This window comes from Polaromonas sp. P4_H1 (genome assembly GCF_056400945.1).
The window spans coordinates 310,349-333,187 of sequence record NZ_JBFUKG010000001.1; the positions used below are offsets into that span (position 1 = coordinate 310,349).

At 66.6% G+C, this 22,839-nt stretch carries 19 protein-coding genes and 1 pseudogene; 13 read left to right on the forward strand and 7 right to left on the reverse strand.

What is annotated here, in order from left to right:
* From AC1DS5_RS01375 to AC1DS5_RS01385, 3 genes are all read left to right on the forward strand, one after another.
* Entirely contained in the window at positions 1-930 is a 930-nt protein-coding gene (locus AC1DS5_RS01375; RefSeq protein ID WP_477716452.1) for an amino acid ABC transporter substrate-binding protein, read from the forward strand.
* Positions 931-1,015: 85 nt separating this feature from the next.
* Positions 1,016-1,333 carry an ElaB/YgaM/YqjD family protein gene (locus AC1DS5_RS01380; RefSeq protein WP_477716453.1) on the forward strand — a complete coding sequence of 106 codons (318 nt, stop codon included), beginning with the start codon at positions 1,016-1,018 and terminating at the stop codon, positions 1,331-1,333.
* A 63-nt stretch (positions 1,334-1,396) separates the two neighbouring features.
* Positions 1,397-2,683, forward strand: a complete 1,287-nt coding sequence (locus tag AC1DS5_RS01385) for a lytic murein transglycosylase (RefSeq protein ID WP_477716454.1) — start codon at positions 1,397-1,399, stop codon at positions 2,681-2,683.
* Between the two features lie 102 nt (positions 2,684-2,785).
* On the opposite strand, the gene AC1DS5_RS01390 is transcribed toward AC1DS5_RS01385, so the two are convergent.
* From AC1DS5_RS01390 to AC1DS5_RS01405, 4 genes are read right to left on the reverse strand one after another with little or no spacing between them, the layout of a single operon-like run.
* Complete coding sequence (locus AC1DS5_RS01390; RefSeq protein ID WP_477716455.1) at positions 2,786-5,116, reverse strand: NADP-dependent malic enzyme; 2,331 nt, start codon at positions 5,114-5,116, stop codon at positions 2,786-2,788.
* 15 nt (positions 5,117-5,131) lie between these two features.
* Positions 5,132-7,837, reverse strand: a complete 2,706-nt coding sequence (locus AC1DS5_RS01395) for a CoA-binding protein (protein ID WP_477716456.1) — start codon at positions 7,835-7,837, stop codon at positions 5,132-5,134.
* Positions 7,838-7,878: 41 nt separating this feature from the next.
* Positions 7,879-8,676 carry a substrate-binding domain-containing protein gene (locus AC1DS5_RS01400; RefSeq protein ID WP_477716457.1) on the reverse strand — a complete coding sequence of 266 codons (798 nt, stop codon included), beginning with the start codon at positions 8,674-8,676 and terminating at the stop codon, positions 7,879-7,881.
* Between the two features lie 36 nt (positions 8,677-8,712).
* Positions 8,713-9,987 carry an ATP citrate lyase citrate-binding domain-containing protein gene (locus AC1DS5_RS01405; RefSeq protein WP_477716458.1) on the reverse strand — a complete coding sequence of 425 codons (1,275 nt, stop codon included), beginning with the start codon at positions 9,985-9,987 and terminating at the stop codon, positions 8,713-8,715.
* Positions 9,988-10,194: 207 nt separating this feature from the next.
* On the opposite strand from AC1DS5_RS01405, the gene AC1DS5_RS01410 reads away from it, so the two are divergent.
* The 5 genes and pseudogenes from AC1DS5_RS01410 to AC1DS5_RS01430 all read left to right on the forward strand — a co-directional run bounded on the left by AC1DS5_RS01410 (position 10,195) and on the right by AC1DS5_RS01430 (position 14,600).
* Positions 10,195-11,154, forward strand: a complete 960-nt coding sequence (locus tag AC1DS5_RS01410) for a Bug family tripartite tricarboxylate transporter substrate binding protein (protein ID WP_477716459.1) — start codon at positions 10,195-10,197, stop codon at positions 11,152-11,154.
* Positions 11,155-11,174: 20 nt separating this feature from the next.
* Positions 11,175-11,693: a tripartite tricarboxylate transporter TctB family protein gene (locus AC1DS5_RS01415; protein WP_477716460.1), complete on the forward strand. Its 519-nt coding sequence runs from the start codon at positions 11,175-11,177 to the stop codon at positions 11,691-11,693.
* A 159-nt stretch (positions 11,694-11,852) separates the two neighbouring features.
* Positions 11,853-13,364 (forward strand): tripartite tricarboxylate transporter permease, encoded by a 1,512-nt coding sequence (locus tag AC1DS5_RS01420; protein WP_477716461.1) that lies wholly within the window; start codon positions 11,853-11,855, stop codon positions 13,362-13,364.
* 18 nt (positions 13,365-13,382) lie between these two features.
* A pseudogene (locus AC1DS5_RS01425) lies at positions 13,383-14,072 on the forward strand (TerC family protein); the annotation flags it as partial.
* Between the two features lie 18 nt (positions 14,073-14,090).
* Positions 14,091-14,600, forward strand: a complete 510-nt coding sequence (locus AC1DS5_RS01430; protein ID WP_477716736.1) for a universal stress protein — start codon at positions 14,091-14,093, stop codon at positions 14,598-14,600.
* Here AC1DS5_RS01430 and AC1DS5_RS01435 read toward each other — a convergent pair.
* Positions 14,563-15,615 carry an ABC transporter substrate-binding protein gene (locus AC1DS5_RS01435; RefSeq protein ID WP_477716462.1) on the reverse strand — a complete coding sequence of 351 codons (1,053 nt, stop codon included), beginning with the start codon at positions 15,613-15,615 and terminating at the stop codon, positions 14,563-14,565. The two genes, AC1DS5_RS01430 and AC1DS5_RS01435, sit on opposite strands and share 38 nt — an antisense overlap.
* A 101-nt stretch (positions 15,616-15,716) precedes the next feature.
* Between AC1DS5_RS01435 and AC1DS5_RS01440 the strand changes: the two genes are divergently transcribed.
* Together AC1DS5_RS01440 and AC1DS5_RS01445 are read left to right on the forward strand one after the other, a co-directional pair.
* Complete coding sequence (locus AC1DS5_RS01440) at positions 15,717-16,397, forward strand: response regulator (RefSeq protein WP_477716463.1); 681 nt, start codon at positions 15,717-15,719, stop codon at positions 16,395-16,397.
* On the forward strand, positions 16,381-17,757 hold the full coding sequence (locus tag AC1DS5_RS01445; RefSeq protein ID WP_477716464.1) for a sensor histidine kinase: 1,377 nt from the start codon (positions 16,381-16,383) through the stop codon (positions 17,755-17,757). The genes AC1DS5_RS01440 and AC1DS5_RS01445 overlap by 17 nt, the downstream gene beginning before the upstream one ends.
* A 40-nt stretch (positions 17,758-17,797) precedes the next feature.
* Here AC1DS5_RS01445 and recX read toward each other — a convergent pair whose 3' ends face one another.
* Together recX and recA are read right to left on the reverse strand one after the other, a co-directional pair.
* On the reverse strand, positions 17,798-18,271 hold the full coding sequence (gene recX, locus AC1DS5_RS01450) for a recombination regulator RecX (protein ID WP_477716465.1): 474 nt from the start codon (positions 18,269-18,271) through the stop codon (positions 17,798-17,800).
* A gap of 126 nt (positions 18,272-18,397) precedes the next feature.
* Entirely contained in the window at positions 18,398-19,525 is a 1,128-nt protein-coding gene (gene recA / locus AC1DS5_RS01455; protein WP_477716466.1) for a recombinase RecA, read from the reverse strand.
* 186 nt (positions 19,526-19,711) lie between these two features.
* Here recA and AC1DS5_RS01460 point away from each other — a divergent pair, with 186 nt between their 5' ends.
* From AC1DS5_RS01460 to AC1DS5_RS01470, 3 genes are all read left to right on the forward strand, one after another.
* On the forward strand, positions 19,712-20,218 hold the full coding sequence (locus AC1DS5_RS01460; protein WP_477716467.1) for a MarR family winged helix-turn-helix transcriptional regulator: 507 nt from the start codon (positions 19,712-19,714) through the stop codon (positions 20,216-20,218).
* A gap of 228 nt (positions 20,219-20,446) precedes the next feature.
* Positions 20,447-21,118, forward strand: coding sequence for a response regulator (locus AC1DS5_RS01465; RefSeq protein WP_477716468.1), 672 nt, complete (start codon positions 20,447-20,449; stop codon positions 21,116-21,118).
* Between the two features lie 205 nt (positions 21,119-21,323).
* Positions 21,324-22,823 carry a sensor histidine kinase gene (locus AC1DS5_RS01470; RefSeq protein ID WP_477716737.1) on the forward strand — a complete coding sequence of 500 codons (1,500 nt, stop codon included), beginning with the start codon at positions 21,324-21,326 and terminating at the stop codon, positions 22,821-22,823.
* Positions 22,824-22,839 lie beyond the last annotated feature (16 nt).

Genomic DNA, 22,839 nt, shown 5'->3' on the forward strand with positions numbered 1-22,839 from the left:
ATGCAATTCCTCTGGAAGACACCGCTGACTGCGGTACTGCTGCTCGGGCTGGCGTCCGTGGCGCTGGCACAGACCGAGCCGACTTCGCCAAGCTCGCCGGTCGCGCTCAGCGGCACGCTGGCCAAGGTGCGCGAGACCGGCGCCGTTACCATCGGCTACCGTGTATCGTCGGTGCCGTTCTCCTACCTGTCGGCACGTGGCGAGCCTATCGGCTATTCGATCGAGCTGTGCCGGGCCCTGGTCGCCTCGATGGAAGAGGCCGTGCACAAGAGCCTGGAGATCAAGTGGGCGCCGGTCACGGCCGAGTCGCGCATCGACGCCGTGGCCAATGGTCAGGTCGATCTGGAGTGCGGCTCGACCACCAACAACCTGGAGCGCCAGAAGCGGGTGAGTTTCTCGCCCACGATCTTCGTCTCAGGTACCAAGCTGCTGGTCAAGAAAGGCTCGCCGATCAAGGGGTTTCGTGACCTGGCGGGCAAGACTGTGGCCGTGACGCGTGGCACCACCAACGAGAAGACGATGCGCGAGCTGTCGGAGAAGTTCAAGCTCAACCTGAATCTGCTGGTGCTGGGCGACCATGCGGAGTCGTTTGCGCAGGTGACGAGCGGCCGCGCCGAAGCCTTTGCGACCGACGATGTTCTGCTCTACGGCCTGATCGCCCAGAACAAGGGCAAGGGTCCCGGCGACTACCAGGTGGTGAGCGAGTTTCTCTCCTACGACCCTTACGGCATCATGTACCGCAAAGGCGACCCGCAGCTGAGCAAACTGGTGAACGACAGCTTCCAGGCCCTGGCCATCGACGGCGAGATCGAGCGCCAATACAAGCGCTGGTTCCTGCAGAAACTGCCACAGTCCGGCACCAGCATCAACTTGCCCATGAGCCCGCAACTGGAAACCATCATCGAGACCTTGACGGTGCGCAGCGAGTAAGTGAAAGCCGCGCCATCACAGCCAATTTCGCAGGCATGCACGTGCCTGTGAAATCTCCCTTTAGCCAACAGAAAGTATGTTTCGTATGAGCCAATTTAAAACCCTTGAAGCCACCGCCAATAACCTGGTGGAAGAACTCGCCAGCGACGTGCACAGCGTGCTCTCCGGCAAGGAAGTCGAATCTCTGCCCCAGCTCAAAGCACTGCGCCAGCGCGTGGAAACCAAGATGGCCGTGGCCCGCGAAATCGCCGCCGAAAAGGCCCGCATCGCCGCCAGCAGAGCCAAGGAGATCGCCGGCGCGACCAACGACTATGCCCACGACCAGCCCTGGAAGATCGCCGCCGGCGCACTGGCTACCGGTGTCCTGCTCGGATGGCTGCTGGGCCGCCGCGACCTCGACTGAGCCGGTTCTGCGTTGCGTGCAGGGTTTTCGGCGAGGTGGTGCGCGTAGGCGAAAATTGCAGGCATGCACGAACCCACATTTCCGCCGCTGCGCTGCTCCTGGCTGAGCCCCCTAGTGCTGGCCGTGGCCCTGGCGGGCTGCGCCGCCGGGCCTTCGAAGGCGCCCCAGCCGCCGGCCGCTGCCACCAATGGCCCACCAGCGGAGGCCGCGACCGATGAAGCCGCGCTCCAGCAGCGTTTCGCGCGCTGGGTCGATGGCTTGCGCGCCACCGCGCGCGCCGCAGGCATTGGCGAGGCAACGCTGCAGGCCGCGCTCGACGGCGCCCATTACCTGCCGCGCGTGGTCGAACAGGACCGTGCGCAGCCCGAATTCACCCGTACGGTCTGGGACTACCTGGACAGCGCGGTGTCGCCCCAGCGCGTGGCGCGCGGCCAGGACAAGCTGCGGCAGGTGCGCGCTGAGGCCGACGCTGCCGCCGCGCGCTACGGCGTGCCCGTCAGTATCCTGGTCGCCATCTGGGGCATGGAGAGCAACTACGGCAGCAACTACGGCGATATCCCCACCATCGACGCACTGGCGTCGCTGGGCTTCGAGGGCCGGCGCGAGGACTGGGCGCGCGGCCAGTTGCTCGCGGCCCTGAAGATCCTGCAGAACGGCGACATCGACCGCGTGCACATGGTTGGCTCCTGGGCCGGCGCCATGGGCCAGACCCAGTTCCTGCCGTCGAACTTCCTGGCCTATGCCGTGGATGCCGACGGCGACGGCCGGCGCGACATCTGGGGCAGCATGGCCGACGTCATGGCCTCGACCGCGAATTTCCTGGCGCGCTCTGGATGGCAGGCCGACCAACCCTGGGGCACCGAGGTCCAGCTGCCGCCGGGCTTCGATGTTGGCCGCGCCGATGCCGGGCTGCGGCAAACTTCGGCCCAGTGGGCTGCCGAAGGCGTGCGCAGCATGGACGGCGCGCCGCTGCCGGCCCTGGCCGACGCAGACCTGCTGCTGCCCGCCGGGGCGCGCGGCCCCGCCTTCCTGGGCGGCCCCAGCTTCCGCGCCATCCTGCGCTACAACAATTCCACCAGCTATGCGCTGGGAGTCAGCCTGCTGGCGCAGCGCCTGTCCGACGGCCCCGCCGTGCAAGCGCCCTGGCCGCGCGATCTGCAGGCGCTGACGCGCAGCCAGTTGCAGGCGCTGCAAACAGCCTTGAACCAGCGTGGCTTTGCCAGCGGCACACCCGACGGCATAATGGGGCCGGTTACGCGGGACGGCATCCGGAGCTACCAACGCAGCATCGGATTGCCTGCAGATGGGTATCCTGATTTAGACTTGCTGCTGCGACTGCAGCAGCCGTAGCCTCGAGTTTGTTCGCTATTTCGTGCGCTACTCTGATGATGCCGATATGGGACAACCTGCACTGGCCGCGCGTGCGAATGCGGGTTACTACGGCGCTCGGCACTACGCCAGCTCATCAGTACCGGCGCGGATCTGCGAGAGCACCGAGCTGGCGGTGCGGCTGGACCATTCCGACGCGCAGTCCACTGAAGCCAGCGCCGACATGTTGACGATGCGCCTGACGGTGGCCGTGGGGGTGAGGATGTGAGCCGGCTGGGCCAGGCCTAGCAGGATGGGCCCCACGGTGATGCCATGGCCCGCCGTGGCCTTGAGCACATTGAAGGTGATGTTGGCCGCATCGAGTGTGGGCATCACCAGCAGGTTGGCGTCACGCGTCAACGCCGAACCAGGATGCACCTGGTCCAGCAGTTCCTTGGACAAGGCGGCATCGCCGTGCATCTCCCCCTCGACCTCGAAGCGCGGCTTGAGCGAGCGGATCAGCTCAAGCGCGCGGCGCATCTTGCGCGCACTGGGCGTGTCCTCGCTGCCGAAGCTCGAGTGCGACAGCAGGGCCGCGTGCGGCACCACGCCGAAGCGGCGAACCTCGTCGGCCGCCAGCACGGCGATCTCGGCGAGCTGCTGGGGGCTCGGATCGTAGTTGACGTGGGTGTCGCAGATGAACAGCGTGCGCTCGGGCAGCATCAGCATGTTCATCGCCCCCAGTGTCTCGACGCCTGGGCGCAAGCCGATGACGGCGGCGACGACGTCGAGGTGGCTGCGAAAGCCGCCCCACATGCCACACAGCAAGGCATCGGCCTCACCGCGGTGCACCAGCATCGCGGCCAGTGCCGTGGGGTTGCGACGCAAGGCGGACTCGGCCGCGAGCGGCGTGACACCCTTGAGCCGCGTGAGCTGGTAGTAGGCCTGGGCGGCCTGCGGCAGGCGTGCGTCGGTATCCGGATCGACGAGTTCGAAGTCGCGGCCCGGCGCCAGGCGCAGCCCGTAGTCCTGGATGCGCTGCTCCACCACCAACGGACGGCCCACCAGGATCGGCCAGGCGAGCCCCTCGTCGACCACGATCTGCACGGCGCGCAGCACGCGCTCGTCTTCGCCTTCGGCATAGACCACACGCCTGGGTGCCTTCTGCGCCGCGGCGAACACCGGCTGCATGACCGAGCCGGAGCGGTAGACGAAGCGCGCGAGACCGCCACGGTAGGCCTCGATGTCGGCGATGGGGCGGGTGGCGACGCCCGAATCCATGGCGGCTCGCGCCACGGCGGGCGCCACCATTTCGATCAGGCGAGGATCAAAGGGCTTGGGGATCAGGTAGTCGCGGCCGAAGCGAAGGCCGGCGGCGCCGTAGGCCTTGGCCACGGATTCCGGGATCTCGGCATGGGCCAGCTCGGCGATGGCGCGCACCGTGGCCAGCTTCATCTCCTCATTGATGGTGGTGGCGCCGACGTCCAGCGCGCCGCGGAAGATAAAGGGAAAGCACAGCACGTTGTTGATCTGGTTCGGATAGTCCGAACGCCCCGTTCCCAGAATCGCGTCGGGACGCGCGGCCAGCGCCTCTTCCGGACTGATCTCCGGGTCCGGGTTGGCCAGCGCCAGGATGATGGGGTCGCGCGCCATGGTCTTGACCATCTCGGGCTTGAGCACACCGGCGGAAGACAGGCCCAGGAACACGTCGGCGCCCTCGCAGGCATGGGCCAGGGTCCGCGCGCGGGTTTCCTGCGCGTAGCGCGCCTTGCTGTCGTCAAGCCCTTCGCGGCCGGCGAACAGCACGCCCTTGCTGTCGATGACAAGAACATTGGCCCGCTTCAGGCCCAGGCTGATGATCAGGTCCAGGCAAGCCAGCGCCGCCGCGCCGGCGCCGGAGCACACCAGCTTGACTTCGGCAATGTCTTTTTTCACCAGCCGCAGCGCGTTCAGGATGGCCGCGGCGGCGACAATGGCCGTGCCGTGCTGGTCGTCATGGAACACCGGAATCTTCATGCGCTCGCGCAGCTTTTTCTCGATGTAGAAGCACTCGGGCGCCTTGATGTCTTCGAGGTTGATACCGCCGAAGGTGGGCTCCATCCGCGCGATGGTGTCGATCAGCTTGTCGGGGTCGAGTTCGTCGAGCTCGATGTCGAAGACGTCGATGCCGGCGAACTTCTTGAACAGGCAGCCCTTGCCCTCCATCACCGGCTTGCCCGCCAGCGCGCCGATGTTGCCCAGCCCCAGCACGGCCGTGCCGTTGGTGATCACGGCCACCAGGTTGTTGCGCGCCGTCAGGTTGCCCGCCTCGCGCGGGTCCTCCACAATCGCCAGGCAGGCTTCGGCCACGCCCGGGGAATAGGCCAGGCCCAAGTCGCGCTGGGTCGCCATGGCCTTGGTGGGGGTCACCGAGATCTTGCCCGGCGTGGGATAGCGGTGGTAGTCGAGGGCGTCGCGCTTCAGTGTGTCACTCATCGCAGTCTCCGTGGGTCAGGCCAGAAAGCGGCACGCCGACGCGGCGGAGCGCGTGTCCATGTTGCGGCCGCGGTTGAGGTGATCGTCGATCTCGGCCGCGCAGCCCAGCATGCGGGCGTACAGGAAGATCGTGAACGCCGCCGTCTCCAGCGCATCGGCCTTGATCGTGCCGGCGCGGTACGCCGGCCACACGGTCTTGAGCAGCAAGGCGGCGATCACCGCGTCGATGTTCACGCAATACACGTTGCGCGACACGCCCTCGTCATAGAGCTTTTGAACCAGCGCGCGATAAAACTCGTGAAAGACGTTGTGCTCGCCGCGGCTGGCCATCAGCTCGGCGATGAAGACTTCGCGCGGATCGTGATTGACCGGCTTGTCCTTGAACACGGGATGGTTCACGCCGGGGATTTTCTGGATGTCGAGGTTGCCGCTGGTCTTCTTGTCGGCCTTGTAGCGTGCATAGGACTCGACATAGCGCGCCGCCAGCGCGCCTACGTCCGCGCCGTGCGACGGGCTGCCCGGATCGGTCAGGCCGCTGTCCTTGAACTGCTCCAGCAGGAAGGCCACGCCTTCGTAGCCGTTGCCCCCGTGCGCGTAGCCGCAATGGGTGAGAAAACCGATCATCCCCTTGTTGAGCTGCACGCGTTCAGGCTGCTCCGGCCCGTCGGACGACACCGCCCCTTTGGCACCTTGGGCGGAGATCGTGCCCGGGCCGTTCGACAGCAAGAGGCCCACCAGCGTCTGGAAGGCGAACAGGTCCCCCGGGCGCGGCTGGGCATGCAGGAGCGCGACGCAGGCGACTTCGGTGAGCGAGCGGGCACCCAGCAGATCGGCCTCGGAGATGCCGCAAAAGCGCGTCGGCTCGTGCCGTGACGCCTCGACCGAGGCGCCGATCGACGTGCCGAACAGCTGCATCCACGCAGGCAGGCATTCCACTGTCAGGCGCGACACGCGCTTGCGCATCAGGGGGCCCCAGCCCAGCGTGGTGGTGATGGCGGCCAGCACGGCATCGGCGGTGGGGTAGCCCCCCAGACGCTCGAGAAAGCGCACGAACACCGAGCGCGCACCACGGGCGCGCAGTCCGTCGAGCATCGCCTGGGCGCGCGGGTCGGGTGTGGTTCTCACCATACCCGCCGCTGGGCTCTCCAACAGCCCGCCAAAGGTGAAGCTTTCGTCGAGCGCGTCCTTCAGGCCCGCCGCCGAGAAGCGCGCGATCAGCTCGTGCGCGATCGCACGGGCCGGCTCGGTGCGCCGCGGCCCCACGATGGCGAGAGCCGCGGCCAGCACGGCGTTGGGCGCATTGCCAGCCTCCCGCGCGGCCTGCGCCGCCGCCAGCGTCGCATCGCCATGCAGGTTGAGCCAGGCGCCCACCGCCACGCTCACCAGCTTGCGGTCGTTCTCGCCACCGGGCTCCTTGAGCAGGGCCAGGCCGACGTTGCCCTCCAGCGTGTACTGCGCCGCGTCAAGCACCGACACGCCGTTCAGGCGCGTGACCTGCGTCTTGGCGTCCATCTGCGAGACGCCCGAGGCGTCCTTCAAGGCCTCGCGTGCGAACGTGGCCCCGACCTGCAACTCCAGCGACTTGACCTGCACGTCGTAAGGCGCCACCGCGCGCACCGTGGGCAGGTCCAGCTCGGATGGAAGCTTCGCGCCCGCGTTCGAGCCGAACCAGGCCTTCAGCTCCATCGTGCCTTCCGGCGCGAAGTCGGGCTTCACGCCGTTGGCGGCCATCACCGCACTCAGCGCCGCGGGGATGTCGGCGATGTTGGTCACCACCGCGCCCTTGGCCGAGCAAACCGGCCGCTCGGGCGTATACAGCGCGTCCACTCCGAACTTCTCCATGAACCAGCGTTCTTTCGAGGCCGCGTCGTCGCCGCCGCCCGACATCGCGCCGGCATGGCCGACGGCGCGTGTGAGCTTGCTCTTCCAGCGCCCCACCACGCAGGCCACCACGGGCTTGGTGAACTCGGCGTCGAGCTCGTAGTAGCCCCCGGGCTCGCAGTACAGCACCGCTGCCTTGCTGCGGTCGTCGTTGCCCAGCGCGAAGGCGAACTCGGGCGCGGCATAGTGGATGTAGACGTCCTTGCCCGAGGACACCAGCGTGGTGGTGCCCCAGCCGCCCATGCGCAGGTACTGCGCGATGGTGGTGGTGAAGCCGCCCGAGTTGGACAGGATGGCTACCGAGCCCTTCTTCAACGTATCGCCCGGGCTGTCGCCCCCGAGCGCGCCGCCGATGCGAACCTGGTTCCACGAATCCGCCACACCCAGGCTGTTGCCGCCGAAGATATCGATGCCGCGCGCCTGCGCCATCGCGCGGATCTCGCGCGCGTCGTGCACGCTCATCTTCTCGGTGGGAATAAAGATCTTGGTGAGCTCGGGATTGACGCGGATCAGCTCGACCACGCCGTCGTCTGCAGCGCTCGGCGGCAGGTAGACCACGCCGCAATTGAAGCTGTGGCCGGCTTCCAGGCCTTCGCGAACGTTGTTGTAGACCGGGATGCTGCCGTGAGGCGTCTCCAGCACCTGGCCGCCTCTGCCAGGCGAGGTACCGAACACCACGTTGCCGCCGCTCCAGGCGTGGCCGACCGGCGTGACCTCGCTGGATTCCCCGCCCAGGATGTTGAGCACGCACACACGGTCCTCGCGGGTCGCGATCTGGGCCAGCGACTCGATACCGGTGAAGTACTTGAAACCGCCCACGTTTTTTCTGAATTGAGTCATGTCGCTCTCGCTTTCGTTCGCTTTCGGGTCCGCTTTCGCGGTCATTGAGGCGCCGGCTCCAGCCCGCTCTTGACGATCGGCGGTACCGCCGTCGGCGCTCTGAAAAAGGCGATCAATTGCCGCGCCGCTTCGGGCTCACGCGCCTTCACGGTAATGCCGACGGAGAACACGGTTACTCGTTGCACCTCGGGCGGCAGCACGCCGATGAACTGGATGCCTTCGATGGGCAGCAGTTCGCTGACCTGCTGCAGCCCGAGCGCCGCGTCGCCCCGCGCTACCACGGTGCCGACGCGCTCGCTCAGAATGCGCCTGCTCTTGGGTAACACCCGCTCCTCGATGCCCAGCCGCTTCAAAAGCTCGGTCTCGTAGTACACGCCGCTCGCGCTCGCCGAATAGGCGACCGACGGCGCATCGAGCAGTGCGCGCTTGAGCGCTTCGATGGTACTGATATCGGGCTTCGGCGCTCCGGTGCGCACCGCGAAGCCGATCAGGGAGCGCACCAGATCGACCTGGCTGCCCGCCACCACGTGGCCTTGCGCCACTAGGGCGTCGAGCGCGGGCCGGGCGAGGATCACGAGGTCGGCCGGCTCGCCGCGCCCGAGCCGGCTCGGGATCGAATCCGCCGCCGCGCCCATCGACGCGCCATAGGCGGTGTTCACCTTGTGCCCGGTGTCGCGCTCGAACCGTGGTACGAGTTCGTTGTAGGCCGCGGTGAAGCCGCCGGAAGTCATCACATGGAGGGTCTTCGCCTCAGGCTTGGCAGGCAGGCCGCTGCAAGACGCCAGCGCCAACGCGGCGAACAGGAGCGTGGCGCGTCGAAAGAGGGACATTGGGTTCATCCTTGAGCTCACTGAAGTGCGGCCGCAGGAGTGCGGTCAGGCGGCGAGGTTCATCGCGGTCGCCAGCTGCTGGCGCCCGCCGGCCTTCATCCAGGCGTCTACCCGGCGCGCGTAGTCGACCACCTCGCTCATCGCCGAATCGAAACCGAAGATGCGGTAGGGAATGCCAAGCGCGTCACAGGTGTCGCGCAGCACGCCCATGCCGCGTACCAGGTTCGGCCCGCCTCGCCCGACCACCAGGTACAACGGCTGCGGACCGTATTTGCCGAAGTGCTCGCGCAGCGCATCGGCCATGGCGCGGAAGGTTTCGAAGATGTCAGTGTTGTTGCTCTTGCCGCCAATGATGAAGAGCACGTTGGACTGCTTGAGCCAGTGCTTGAAGCAGATGCGCGCCACCGATTTCATCTTCTCGTACGGCGGGTTGCCGCCGAAGTCCGACGAAATGATGGCGTCGTCTCCCAGCATCTGCGTGACCAGCGAGTTGGCGCCGCCGCCGAAGGTGGGCGCGAGGATCGTGCCCTTGTCGTTGATGATGTAGACGTCGCTCTGGCCCTGGTAGGTGCGCAGCTGGTTGATCTCCTGCTCGAAGTCGGAATAGTCGGCGGCGAACAGGTCGGCCGGCAGGTCCAGCCGCTGCCAGCGCGGGTCATCGCGGTCGAACCCGCACTTGAAGTCGCAGGCCACCGGCGTGAGCCGGCCCTTGGCGTCGGGCCGCAGGCGGATCGGGTTGAGCTCCAGCGTGGTCATGCCGTAGTCGTGGAACAGATCCCAGAGGTTGGGCAGGTGCTGCACCAGCGGCGAGATGATCTGCCTGGGTGCCTTCAGCTCGGACAACGCGTTGGCCACGACAAAGGCCTTCAGGCCGGTCAGCGGATTGAACGGCACGCTGACGATCTGCGTTTTGTCCAGCTCCTCGATGTCCACGCCGCCGTGGTGCGTCAGCGTCATCGTCGGCGCGCGATAGCGGGTGTTGTCGGTGAGCGAGAAATACACCTCGTGCTCGGCGGGTACGCCAGCCTCGAAGGTGACGCCGTTGGACTTGGCGAACTGATGGCCGTGGCGGTGTTCGCAAAAGTACAGCCGCTCCTTCTCCGCCAGCGCGGTTTTCAGGTCGGTGGCGCGGCCCACCAGGCCGGCTTTGCCCTTCTTGCCGACGCCGCCCTTGAAGACCGGCTTGATAAAGACTTGTCCGTGTTTGGCGATCAGCGCCTTGATGGCCGACTCGCTCGCGTCGGGGCCCAGGATTTCCGGGGTCGGAAAGCCCGCCAACTTGAGGAGACGGGCGCCGTGCAGCATGCCGGTGACGTTCATTGCTGTCCTTCGTTGTGAGTGGCTCGAATGTGTAGCGAATGCTAGGAGGCGGCCGCGCCGGGCCGCTTTCGAAACCCTTTCATCGCACCCTATCGATTACCCGATTGGGGAAACCACCGAGTTCGCCGCGCGCAATTTGAAAGCGCACCGAAAGCTTGGCGCTGCGGGCCGGCAGCAAGATCGGCCGCACCTTTCAAGGAGACAAGCATGCGTCGCGATGAATTCATGAAATCTTTACTGGCGCTGGCGGGAGCCGGCGCATGGCCGCTCGCAGCGCGGGCCGGCGTCAACCTCAAGATGATGATTCCGGCCAACCCCGGCGGTGGCTGGGACACCACGGGTCGCGCTCTGGGCAAGGCAATACAGGAAGCCAAGGCTGCCGACAGCGTGAGCTACGACAACAAGGGCGGGGCCGCGGGCGCGCTGGGCCTGGCGCAGTTCATCAACAGCAGCAAGGGCGACGCAAACAGCCTCATGGTGATGGGCGCCGTGATGCTGGGCGGCATCATCACCGGCAAGCCGCCGGTGAGCCTGTCGCAGGCGACGCCGATCGCGCGCCTGACCAGCGAGTACAACGTGTTCGCCCTGCCGGCCAGCTCGCCCTTGAAGACCATGGCCGACGTGGTCGCCCAGCTCAAGAAGGACCCCGGCAGCGTGAAGTGGGGCGGCGGCTCGCGCGGCTCCACCGAGCACATCGCGGCGGCCATGATCGCGCGCGAGGCCGGCGTGGACCCGGCCAAGATCAACTATGTGGCCTTCCGCGGGGGCGGTGAAGCCACGGCGGCCATTTTGGGGAGCAACGTGACGGTCGGCGGCGGCGGCTACAGCGAGCTGGCCGAGTACATCACCAGCGGCAAGATGCGGGCGATTGCGGTGACATCGGGCGAGCGCCTGAAGGGCATCAACGTGCCCACGCTCAAGGAACAGGGCATCAACGTGGAGATCGGCAATTGGCGCGGCCTGTACGGCGGGCCGGGCATCAGCCCCGCGCAGCGCAACGCGCTGACCGACATGGTGCTGGCCGCGCTCAAGACCAAATTCTGGGCCGAGGCCCTGGAGAAGAACAACTGGACGCCGGCCGTGCTGAGCGGCCCGGCCTTCGACAAGTTCGTCGACGACGAGTTCGCCAGCATGCGCGTGACCATGGTCAAGTCGGGCATGGTCTGACGCGCAAAGGAGGAAAGACAATGACACGACAACAGGCATCCGGCAATTCGCTGCCGCAGACGTTGGTCGGCGCAGCCATCGGGCTGATCGGGGTGGCGCTGGCCGCAGGCGCGGTGTCCATCCCCTCGGCCGCCGGCTACTCCGGCATCGGGCCCAATTTCCTGCCGTGGCTGGTGGCCGGCGTGCTCACGCTGTGCAGCGTGCTGATCGTCCGCGAGGCGCGCATGGGCGGCTATCGCAATATGGGAGAGCCCTCGGGCGCCGAGCAGGGCTATCGGCCCGGTTTTGCGTGGGTCTCCGCCGGCTTGCTGGCCAACGCGGCATTGATCACCACCCTGGGCTTCATCCTCAGCTGCACGATGTGCTACGTGCTCGCGGTGCAGGGGCTGCGCCGCGCAGCCGGCCAGCCGGCCGGCAAGCCGCAGACCGTGGCGACAGACGTGGCGACGGGCCTGGCCATTTCAGCGCCGGTGTTCTGGACCTTCACCCAATTCCTGGCGATCAACCTGCCGGGCCTCACCACAACGGGTTGGATATGAAAGCCGAAATGAAACCGACCCCATCAAGCCTTGTCATCCCGGGCTCGACCCGGTATCCATCGTGGCGTCCAGGCGCGCTGCCGTGGATTGCGGGTCGAGCCCGCAATGACATCCGTTACCTGAGTCACGGGTCGCGCGCAGCGCGGTGGAGCAACTGACATGGACATCCTGAACGCGCTTTTGCAAGGCTTTGCCACGGCGATTTCGCCGGCCAACCTGCTCTGGGCCCTGGTCGGCTGTGCGCTGGGCACGGCGGTGGGCGTGCTTCCGGGCATCGGCCCCGCCGTGGCCGTGGCGATGCTGCTGCCGATCACGGCCAAGGTCGAAGTCACCGCTTCGATGATCTTCTTCGCGGGCATCTACTACGGCGCCATGTACGGCGGCTCGACCACCTCCATCCTGCTGAACACGCCAGGCGAAACCGCCAGCATGGTCACGGCGATGGAGGGCAACAAGATGGCCAAGAGCGGGCGGGCGGGTGCGGCGCTGGCCACGGCGGCCATCGGTTCCTTCGTGGCCGGCACCATCGCCACAGTGGTCGTCACGCTGTTCGCGCCCTTCGTCGCCGAGTTCGCGGTCAAGCTCGGCCCGCCGGAATACTTCCTGCTGATGGTGCTGGCATTCACCACAGTCAGCGCCGTGCTCGGCTCCAGCGCGCTGCGCGGCATGACGGCACTGTTCATCGGGCTGGCGGTAGGCCTGGTGGGGCTGGACCAGATCTCGGGCCAGGCCCGCTACACCATGGGCGTGCCCGAACTGCTGGACGGCATCGAGATCGTGCTCGTGGCGGTCGGCCTGTTCGCGGTGGCCGAGGTGCTGTATGCGGCCATGTACGAAGGCCGGGTGGTCGACACGCAGAACAAGCTGACCAAGGTCTACATGACGGGCCGCGACTGGAAGCGTTCGATTCCGGCCTGGCTGCGCGGCACGGCCATCGGCGCGCCCTTCGGCTGCATCCCGGCCGGCGGCACCGAGATCCCCACCTTCCTGAGCTATGCGACCGAGAAGAAGCTGGCCAAGGGAGAAGACCGCGCCGAGTTCGGCACCAAGGGCGCCATCGAGGGGGTGGCCGGGCCGGAGGCCGCCAACAACGCCACGGTGACTACGGCGCTGATTCCCCTGCTGACGCTGGGCATCCCCACCTCCAACACCACGGCCATCCTGCTGGGCGCGTTCCAGAACTACGGCATCCAGCCGGGGCCGCAGCTGTTCACCACATCGGCCGCGCTGGTGTGGGCGCTGATCGCCTCGCTGTATATCGGCAACGTGATGCTGCTGATCCTGAACCTGCCGCTGGTCAAGCTGTGGGTCAAGCTGCTGAAGATCCCCAAGCCGCAGCTGTACGCGGGCATCCTGATCTTCGCCACCGTCGGCGCCTACGGCATGCGCCAGAGCGCCTTCGATCTGGTGCTGTTGTACGGCATCGGCCTGGTGGGCATCGTGATGCGGCGCTACGACTTCCCGACCGCGCCGGTGGTGGTGGGGATGATCCTGGGGCCGCTGGCCGAGGCGCAGCTGCGCAACGCGGTGTCCATCGGCGAGGGCAGCTTCACGGTCTTCCTGCAGCGGCCGATGTCGATTGCCATGCTGATCATCATCGCCTGCGTGCTGGTGCTGCCCCGCGTGACGACGGCCATGGCCAGGCGGCGGCAGCTCGCAGCAACTGTCTGACCAGGAGGGAACTACACCATGGACTTCGGAGCAACTGCTTTCTGGATCGCGCTGATGCAGATCATCGGCATCAATATCGTGCTGTCGGGCGACAACGCGGTGGTGATCGCGCTGGCCTCGCGCGGACTGCCGCCCGCCCAGCAAAAGAGCGCCGTGGCCTGGGGCAGCGGCGCGGCGGTGGTGATGCGCATCGTGCTGACCATCGTGGCGGTCGAACTCCTGCGCCTGCCCTTCCTGAAGCTGGTGGGCGCGGTGCTGCTGTTCTGGATCGCCGTCAAGCTGCTGGTGCCGGAAGAGGAAGGCGAAGGCCACGGCGGCGCGAACACCAGCATGGCGGCGGCCGTGCGGACCATCCTGCTGGCCGACCTGGTGATGAGCCTGGACAACGTGATCGCCGTCGCGGCGGCGGCCAAGGGCAGCACGCTGCTGCTGGTCGTCGGCCTGGCCATTTCGATCCCGCTGGTGGTCTTCGCCAGCCGGCTGCTGCTGACCTTGATGGAACGGTTCCCGTCCATCATCACCATCGGCGCCGCGCTGCTGGGCTGGGTCGCGGGCGAGATGGCGATCGGCGACCCGCTGGTCAAGGCCTGGATCGACGCGCAGGCGGCGTGGCTGCACTACGCGGCGCCGCTGACGGGGGCCGTCAGCGTCATGCTGATCGGCAAGGCCATTGCCGGCCGCGCCGCCGCCACACGGCTCGCCAGCGCGCCTGCCGTCGTGCCCAGGGTGTCCGGGCTGCTGCGCCGCATCCTGCTGGCGACCGACGGCTCACCGGGCGCGGCCCGCGCGCTCGATCAGCTGCTGGTGCTGCGCCAGAACCTAAGCGATCCCGAGGGCGTCGAACTGCACCTGGTCAACGTGCAGCGGCCCTTGTCGGGCGACGTGGCCTCGTTTGTCGCGGTGCAGACGCTCGAAGACTACCACCGCGAGCGCGGCGAGCAGGCGCTGGCGCCGGCGCGCGACCGGCTGCGCGCCGAAGGCCTGGCCTTCCAGGAGCATCGGCGCGTCGGGGACCCCGGCGCCACCATCGCCGGGGTGGCGGCCGCCGTGGGCTGCGACCTGATCGTCATGGGTTCGCGCGGCCTGGGCTCGCACACGGCGGGCCTGATCGGATCGGTGGCCACCGGTACCCTGGAACATTCATCGGTCCCGGTGCTGGTCGTCAGGGCTTCAGACCTCGGCCGCACCGCCGCGTCGGTCAGCGCTGAGGATCGAACTCGCGCTGCCAGCGCTTGAGCAGCGCGTCGTGCTTGCTGCGGTCCAGGTGCGCGAGCAGGCCGGGGCCGAGCGCGACCGGCCTGAAGGCGATGCCCTGCGGCGGGCTTTGCATGGCGCCCGTCCGCACGGCGGGCAAGCCGCCGGCAGCCAGCAGGTCCTGGCCGGGCGCCGACAGCAGGTGGTCGAGCCACAGGCGGGCGCCTTGCGGATTGGGCGCGGTGCGGGCGATGAAGGCCACTCGCGAGACCACCAGCGTGTAGTCCTGGAAATAGGTGACACCGATCTCCGGCTGGCTGCGCGCGAACGCCTGCGCATAGCTCCCCAGCACGTTGTAGGCGAGCATCGCTTCGCCTGCCGCCACGCTTTCGAGCATGCCCTGCGTGCCGGTATGCAGGCGTGCCTGGCATTGGCCCAGGGCGCGCACCAGTTCCCAGTAGCGCGGCGAGGCCAGCGCGTCCTGCGCCGCGGCCAGGAACCCGATACCGGCCCGCGCGATGTCGAACGTGGCGGCCCGGCCGCGCCAGCGCGGCGTATCGGCCAGCAGCAACGCGGCCAGGGCCGCACGCGTGCGCGGCACTTCGCCGGCCGCCAGCAGCTGGCGGTTCACGGCCATCCCGACCGGTTCATGGGTGGTGCCATAGGCTTCGTGCTTCCAGACCGCCCACTTGGGCAAGTTTGGCGCGTGCGGGCTTTCGTAGCGCTGCGCGTGGCCGTCGTTGACCAGCTTGATCTGCAGATCCATGGCCGAACTCCACAGCACGTCGGCGCGATCGGGTGCATCGTCGCCCTGGCGCAGGAAGCGCTCGTACAGGGCCATGCTGCCGAGCTCGATGTAGTCTACCTGCAGGCCGGCGTGCCGGCGCTCGAAATCGGCGATCAGCGGCTCGATGGCGTGCCGGTCCGTCGCCGCAAGAACCCGCACACGCTGGGCGCCCGATGCCGCGCTGGCGCCGCCCCTGACGGCCGCAGCCGCGATGGAACTTGCCGCCAGGCCCAGCAAGCCGGCCCCGATCACCCTGCGGTTCAATGGCATCGTAAGTCTCCTGGGAGGTATTATCACCGTGCACGCTTGCACCGCCTGCGTGAGCCCCGGGGCACCCCCGGCCCTGTCGACGGTGATTCATCCAGCCCGCCATGCACATCCTGTTGATCGAGGACCACCTGCAACTGGTGCAGACGCTGCAGCAATCGCTCGGGGTGCTGGGCATCGAGGTCGAATCCTGCGCCGACGGCGTGCTGGCCGATACGCTATTGCAGGAACGCAGCTTCGACGTCGTGGTGCTCGACCTGGCGTTGCCGCGCATGGGTGGTTTCGAAATCCTGTGCCGCCTGCGCAAGCGCGGCGACAAGGTGCCAGTGCTGGTACTCACTGCCAACGGCGACACCCACGACCGGGTTCAGGGCCTGAACGCCGGTGCCGACGACTACCTGCCCAAGCCGTTCGACCTTTCCGAACTGGAAGCGCGCCTGCGCGCCCTGCACCGGCGCTCGATCGGCTCGGTCGACGCGGTGCTACGCGTGGCGGCGCTGGAATTCAACACGGTATCGCGCCGCTTCGCGCTCGGCACGCGGCACCTGGACTTGCCGCCACGCGAGCACGACCTGCTGGAAGCCCTGATCGTCCACGCGGGCCGGCCGGTCAACAAGCTGCTGCTGACCCAGCGCCTGTGCACCAGCGACGCCGTCCTCAGCAACGACGCGCTGGAGCTCTATGTGCACCGTGTGCGCCGCCGGATCGACGGCAGCGGCGCGGCCATTCACACGTTGCGCGGACTCGGTTACGTGCTCGAGGTTGCCGATGACGCGCCTGCGTAGCCTGCTGCTGCGCTGGCTGTTGATCCCGACGCTGGGGCTGTGGATGCTGGCGTCAACGATTGGCTACCTGCGCAGCCTGGCGCAGGCTCACGAAGCCTATGACCGCACGCTGCTCGGTTCGGCGCTCGTGATCGGTGAGCGCCTGAGTGTGGAAAACGGCCAGGTTGTGGCCGACCTGCCCTACGCTGCGCTGGAAATGCTGCGTACCGACGCGCAGGACCGTATCTTCTACCGCGTCGCCGGCCTTGCCGATGGCCACCACATCACCGGCTACAAAGACCTGCCGCCGCCGGCCACGCAGCCAGACACCGAGCCGCTGTTCTATGACGCAGTTTATAAGGGGCAGAACATCCGCGTGGTGGCGCTGACCTGGTTGGTGGTGGACGATATGGCGCCCCGATCCCTGATCGTGCAGGTGGCCGAAACGATGGACGCCCGGCGCCAGCTTACGCGCCGCATCGTCTCCGATGCGGCGGCAATGCAGTTGCTGCTGATCACAGCGGCGGCCGCGCTCATCGCCTTCGGCGTGCAGCGCGGCCTGGCCCCCTTGAAACGGCTACGCGACGAGGTACGCGCGCGCGGCGCGAACGACCTGACGCCAATCGACACGCGCAGCGTCCCGCGCGAAGTAGCGCCCCTGATCCATGCGATCAACGCGCATACCGAACGGCAGCGGCAGCTCAGTGATGCCCAGGTGCGATTCATCGCCAACGCATCACACCAGTTGAAGACGCCACTGACCGTGCTGCGCGCCCAGGTCGATCACGCCTTGCAACAGACCGACCTTGACCACATGCGCACCGTGGTCAGCGGCATTCACCTGTCCACGCAATCGACCCAGAGACTTGTGAACCAGCTACTGAGCCTGGCACGGAGTGAACCCGGTCGCACACTCGACATCGAAGAAATAGATCTTGCCGAACTGGCACGCAATCAGACCTTCGAGATGCTGGTTTTGGCGCGGGCGAAATCAATCGACCTTGGTTTCGAAGGCGACATGCTTGTGCTGGTGCGCGGCGAACCTGTGTTGCTGCGCGAACTCGTCGCAAATCTGGTGCACAACGCCATCAGTTACACGCCGCCCGGCGGCCACGTCACCGTTCGGGTGGATAGGCACAATGGGCGGCCCCGCTTGTGCGTAATCGACAACGGCCCGGGCATTCCCATCGACGAGCGCCTCAAGGTCTTCGAGCGCTTCTACCGCAGCGCCGGCAGCGGCGAGCAAGGCACCGGCCTCGGGCTGGCGATCGCGAAGGAGATCTGCGATCGCCATCGGATCGAAATATCGCTTGGCGAAGGCCCCGAGGGCAAAGGCCTGCACATTCAGTTGCTCTGGCCCGTTGAGGCTGATTCCGGGTAGGCGCCAACACGGCGCCCGCGCCGCCATCTGCATTTAGTTCCTAGTCGTCTTCTGATTGAGAAACGACGCGGCGAATCACGTCACCGCCAAAACCGCGCGCCGCCAAAAAGCGCATCTGCTTCGCACGCCCAGCCGCATCGGGCGACTGGCCTTCAAACTTTTTGCGCCAGACCTCGCGGGCGCGCTCCAGTTCGGTCGCCTTGAGGCTGTCCATCGCCCCGGCCACCACCTCCGCGCCCAGCCCCTTGTTCAGCAGCTCATGGCGTATGCGCGCCGCGCCGTAGCGGCCCGCGCGCCGGTTGATCACCGACTCGACCACCCGCGCTTCGCTGATGAAGTCTTTGGCCTGCAAGTCATCGAGCACCTGCGCCAGCTGGCCGGGCGTTTCTTCGTGGGGTGCGAGCTTGCGTTCCAGCTCGGCCCGCGAATGCTCGCGGGCCGCCAGCAAGCGTAGGGCACGGCCCTTGAGCGAGAGCTTGAAGCCCGCCGGGGCTGCTGGCTTGTCGGAGGTCATGGCTCGGTCGGCAGGCGTGGGGCACGGGTACAAGGCTTGTGGCGGCACGCAGTTGCTATTATTTTCATAGCCCTCCACATCCGTCACCTTAAGGTCCACGCCTGACTTGCCCTGTAAAAAGCCGGATCAGGCGGCGGCTTTGGCGGGTTTTTCGGCCTTGGCGGCCTTGTCCGGCTTGTCGCCCGTCTCGGCGGCAGCCACGGCGATCAGCGGCACGCCCAGCGACTCGCGCACCTTGTTTTCGATTTCGATCGCGAGGTCCGGGTTCTCCTTGAGGAATTCCCGCGAGTTGTCGCGGCCCTGGCCGATTTTTTCGCCGTTGAAGGCATACCAGGCGCCGGCTTTCTCGACGATGTGGCCGGCCACACCCAGGTCCAGCACCTCGCCCAGGCGGCTGATGCCCTCGCCATACAGGATGTCGAACTCCGCCGTCTTGAAGGGCGACGCCACCTTGTTCTTGACCACCTTGACGCGGGTTTCGTTGCCGATCACCTCTTCGCCTTTCTTGATGGAGCCTATGCGGCGGATGTCCAGACGCACCGACGCGTAGAACTTCAGCGCATTGCCGCCAGTCGTGGTTTCAGGCGAGCCGAACATCACACCGATCTTCATGCGGATCTGGTTGATGAAGATCACCATGCAGTTGGCCTTCTTGATGGTGGCGGTCAGCTTGCGCAGCGCCTGGCTCATCAGGCGGGCCTGCAGGCCGGGCAGCGAGTCGCCCATTTCGCCTTCGAGTTCGGCCTTGGGCGTGAGCGCCGCCACCGAGTCGACCACGATCAGGTCCACCGCGCCTGAGCGGGTCAGCGAATCAACGATTTCCAGGGCCTGCTCGCCAGTGTCGGGCTGGCTGATCAGCAGTTCCTGCAGGTTGACGCCCAGCTTTTGCGCGTACTGGATGTCCAGCGCGTGCTCGGCGTCGACGAAGGCGCAGGTGCCGCCCAGTTTTTGCATTTCGGCAATCACCTGCAAGGTCAGCGTGGTTTTGCCCGACGACTCCGGGCCGTAGATTTCAACCACCCGGCCGCGCGGCAGGCCGCCGACGCCCAGCGCAATGTCCAGGCCCAGCGAGCCGGTGGAAACGACCTGGATGTCCTCGATCACCTCGCCAGCGCCCAGCTTCATGATGGTGCCTTTGCCGAACTGCTTTTCGATCTGGGCCAGTGCGGCCTGCAGGGCCTTGGCTTTTTCGGTGTTCAGGGCGGCGGTTTGTGCAGGGTTTTGGGCGGGATTCAGTTTGCTGGTCAGTTCCATAAAAAACTCCTTGAAAATCAATAACTTAAAAGAATTCAAACTCTTTGCAGGGTCCCCAGTCGTTTCTGCTTTTAATTACAGCGCTGGATGCATGACCAGTACTTTATGGGCGCTATAAAAATAAGTAAACCATATTTTTAGTCAGTTTTCCTGATCAATTGCACTACCTTGGGCTACCATACCCGGATGCCCAACATGGATGCCCAGACGATGACCAGCCCACCCGGTGTCGTCGAACCCGGCTGGCGCCTCACCCACTTGGGGCGCCTGCTCGGCCACGCCCTGCGCCGCTTTGACGAACGCGTGCTGTCACTGATGGCCAGCAATGCGGACGTGCCGCTGGCACTGTCCAATCTGGCGGCGCGCAACCAGGTGGGCGCCGCCCATATCCACATCACGCGGCACCTGGCGGTGGGCGGCTCGCGCCTGACGGACCTGGCGATGAGCGCCGGCATGAGCAAACAGGCCATGGGCGATCTGGTCGACCAGTGCCAGGCCTGGGGGCTGGTCACGCGCCAGCCCGATCCCCATGACAAACGCGCACGCCGCGTGGTGTTCACCGAATCGGGCCTGCTCTGGCTGGACGCCTTCCGGCGCGCGGTGCGCCAGACCGAAGAGGAGTTCCGGCAGGCGGTGGGGGCCGATGTGGCGACGGTGGTAGCGCTGGGGCTGGAGGCGTATGCGGGGGCGTGAATGGTAAGCAGCGATGGCCCTTCCCCGCCTGGGCCAGCAGGGGCCGCGGAACCGGCTCAGCGGGGCCGCAGGCGCAGCGCCCCCTCGGGGGGCAGCGCATTACACGCAGTGAAAAGCGTGGGGGCTCTATTTCGTAAGCAAACCCGTGACTGCAAAAGCCTAGAATTTGATGAAGAACCAAAACCACCGTCCGCAGGCCCTGCCGCGGGCTGATATCTGGAGACAGCCATGCGTATTCTGATTGCCGAAGACGACCAGGTTCTGGCCGATGGCCTGCTGCGCACCCTGCGCGCGTCGGGTGCAGCGGCGGACCATGTAGCGAGCGGCACCGAGGCCGATGCCGCATTGCTCACCAACACGGAATTTGACTTGCTGATTCTCGACCTGGGCCTGCCGCGCATGCATGGGCTGGAGGTGCTGAAGAGGCTGCGTGCGCGCGGCTCGGCGCTGCCGGTGCTGATACTCACCGCCGCCGACAGCGTGGAAGAACGCGTCAAGGGCCTGGACTACGGCGCGGACGACTACATGGCCAAGCCCTTTTCACTGCAGGAACTCGAAGCGCGCGTGCGCGCCCTGACCCGCCGCGGCATGGGCGGCGCCAGCAGCACCATCAAGCACGGCCCGCTGGTCTATGACCAGGCCGGGCGGGTCGCCACCATTGACGGCCAGATGGTGGAGCTGTCGGCCCGCGAACTGGGCTTGCTGGAAGTGCTGCTGCAGCGCACCGGCCGCCTGGTGAGCAAGGACCAGCTGGTCGAGCGCCTGTGCGAGTGGGGCGAGGAAGTCAGCAACAACGCCATCGAGGTCTATATCCACCGCCTGCGCAAGAAGATTGAAAAAGGGCCGATACGCATTGCGACGGTGCGCGGCCTGGGCTACTGCCTGGAAAAAATCCCCTGATGGAGCCCCCACGTTCGCTCACTTCGTGTAGCTCTCTGCCCCCCGGGGGGGCCGCTGCGCCTGCGGCCCGGCAAAGCCGGTTCCGCGGCCCCTGTTGGCTTGAAGAGGAAGCCCGGCGGACGAACGTTCCCAGGCTTTTTGATCTGTGGCTTTAAGACTCTTCCAGCGTGAGCGCCGAAGTCTTTTCGGCGAGATCCTCGACTGGATGCTCACGCCGCTGCTGCTGCTGTGGCCGATCAGCCTGGCGCTGACCTGGCTGGTGGCGCAAAACATTGCCGGCAAGCCTTTTGACCGCGCGCTGGAATACAACGTGCAGGCGCTGGCCAAGCTGGTGGTGGTCAGGAACAACCAGGTGCAGTTCAACCTGACCGCACCGGCGCGCGAAATTTTGCGTGCCGACGACACCGACCTGGTTTACTACCAGGTGGTGGGCACGCACGGCGAATACCTCAGCGGCGAGCACGACCTGCCCCTGCCGCCCGACGAGGACAAGCCCACCAACGGCGAGGTGCGGCTGCGCGAGGATGTCATCCAGGGCGAAGAGGTTCGCGTGGCCTACACCTGGATCAAGGTGGACGTGAAAACCGCCGCACACGAAGCAGCGGGCGGGGGAGCCAGTCCGTCCACCGCGCCGCCCCAGGGACGGGCGGCCTCTCCAGCGGGCGGCGCCGCCCGCGAGGCGGCAAACGCCGCAAACCAGCAAACCGTGCTGGTACAGGTGGCCGAAACGCTGGAAAAACGCAAAACCCTGGCCACGGAAATCGTCAAGGGCACGATGGTGCCGCAGTTCGTGACCCTGCCGCTGGCCGTGCTGCTGGTGTGGCTGGCGCTGGTGCGCGGCATCAAGCCGCTGGCACAGCTTGAAAAACGCATTCGCGCGCGCAAGTCCGACGACATGAGCCCGCTCGATGAAACCTTCGTGCCTGAAGAAGTCGCGCCACTGGTGTCATCCATCAACGATTTGCTGAGCCGGCTCAAAGTGTCGCTCACCACGCAAAAACGCTTTCTGGCCGACGCAGCGCACCAGCTCAAGACGCCGCTGGCAGGCCTGCGCATGCAGGCTGACCTGGCGCAGCGTGAAACCGACACCGACGAGCTCAAAAAATCGCTCAAGCACATCGGCCGCGCCAGCATACGCGCGACCCACACCGTCAACCAGCTGCTGGCGCTGGCGCGCGCCGAAACCACCGGCCGCAGCCTGGCCAAGCAGCACGTGGACCTGGTGCACATCGTCTCGGAAGTCATGGCCGACTCGGTGCCGCGCGCGCTCGACAAGCAGATCGACCTCGGCTACGACGGCCCGCCCGCCGGCGAGCCGTCCAGCCAGCTTGAAGGCAACCCGACGCTGCTCAAGGAGCTGGTGCGCAACCTGCTGGACAACGCCATCAACTACACGCCTGAGAAGGGCCAGGTCACGGTGCGGCTGCTGAACGACCGTTTCAGTGGCGTGCTGGTGCTGCTGGTGGAAGACTCGGGGCCCGGCATCCCGGAGTCGGAACGCGAACTGGTGTTCCAGCCCTTTTACCGCGCGCTCGGCACCAACGTCGACGGCTCCGGCCTCGGGCTGGCGATTGTGCTGGAGATCGCCAAGCAGCATGGCGCCACCATCACCATTGAAGACGCGGCCCTGGCGGGCCACCCGCAATCGCCGGGCACGCGCGTGGCCGTGCGCTTTGTCGGCATGGACTTGCCCGACGCCGGCTGATGGCGGCTGATGGTGG

Bases quoted from the DNA above. Each gene is read 5' to 3' on its own strand.
- AC1DS5_RS01375 (WP_477716452.1), top strand. From the start codon at position 1: ATGCAATTCCTCTGGAAGACACCGCTGACTGCGGTACTGCTGCTCGGG.
- AC1DS5_RS01380 (WP_477716453.1), top strand. From the start codon at position 1,016: ATGAGCCAATTTAAAACCCTTGAAGCCACCGCCAATAACCTGGTGGAA.
- AC1DS5_RS01385 (WP_477716454.1), top strand. From the start codon at position 1,397: ATGCACGAACCCACATTTCCGCCGCTGCGCTGCTCCTGGCTGAGCCCC.
- AC1DS5_RS01390 (WP_477716455.1), bottom strand. From the start codon at position 5,116: ATGAGTGACACACTGAAGCGCGACGCCCTCGACTACCACCGCTATCCC.
- AC1DS5_RS01395 (WP_477716456.1), bottom strand. From the start codon at position 7,837: ATGACTCAATTCAGAAAAAACGTGGGCGGTTTCAAGTACTTCACCGGT.
- AC1DS5_RS01400 (WP_477716457.1), bottom strand. From the start codon at position 8,676: ATGAACCCAATGTCCCTCTTTCGACGCGCCACGCTCCTGTTCGCCGCG.
- AC1DS5_RS01405 (WP_477716458.1), bottom strand. From the start codon at position 9,987: ATGAACGTCACCGGCATGCTGCACGGCGCCCGTCTCCTCAAGTTGGCG.
- AC1DS5_RS01410 (WP_477716459.1), top strand. From the start codon at position 10,195: ATGCGTCGCGATGAATTCATGAAATCTTTACTGGCGCTGGCGGGAGCC.
- AC1DS5_RS01415 (WP_477716460.1), top strand. From the start codon at position 11,175: ATGACACGACAACAGGCATCCGGCAATTCGCTGCCGCAGACGTTGGTC.
- AC1DS5_RS01420 (WP_477716461.1), top strand. From the start codon at position 11,853: ATGGACATCCTGAACGCGCTTTTGCAAGGCTTTGCCACGGCGATTTCG.
- AC1DS5_RS01435 (WP_477716462.1), bottom strand. From the start codon at position 15,615: ATGCCATTGAACCGCAGGGTGATCGGGGCCGGCTTGCTGGGCCTGGCG.
- AC1DS5_RS01440 (WP_477716463.1), top strand. From the start codon at position 15,717: ATGCACATCCTGTTGATCGAGGACCACCTGCAACTGGTGCAGACGCTG.
- AC1DS5_RS01445 (WP_477716464.1), top strand. From the start codon at position 16,381: ATGACGCGCCTGCGTAGCCTGCTGCTGCGCTGGCTGTTGATCCCGACG.
- recX (WP_477716465.1), bottom strand. From the start codon at position 18,271: ATGACCTCCGACAAGCCAGCAGCCCCGGCGGGCTTCAAGCTCTCGCTC.
- recA (WP_477716466.1), bottom strand. From the start codon at position 19,525: ATGGAACTGACCAGCAAACTGAATCCCGCCCAAAACCCTGCACAAACC.
- AC1DS5_RS01460 (WP_477716467.1), top strand. From the start codon at position 19,712: ATGCCCAACATGGATGCCCAGACGATGACCAGCCCACCCGGTGTCGTC.
- AC1DS5_RS01465 (WP_477716468.1), top strand. From the start codon at position 20,447: ATGCGTATTCTGATTGCCGAAGACGACCAGGTTCTGGCCGATGGCCTG.
- AC1DS5_RS01470 (WP_477716737.1), top strand. From the start codon at position 21,324: ATGCTCACGCCGCTGCTGCTGCTGTGGCCGATCAGCCTGGCGCTGACC.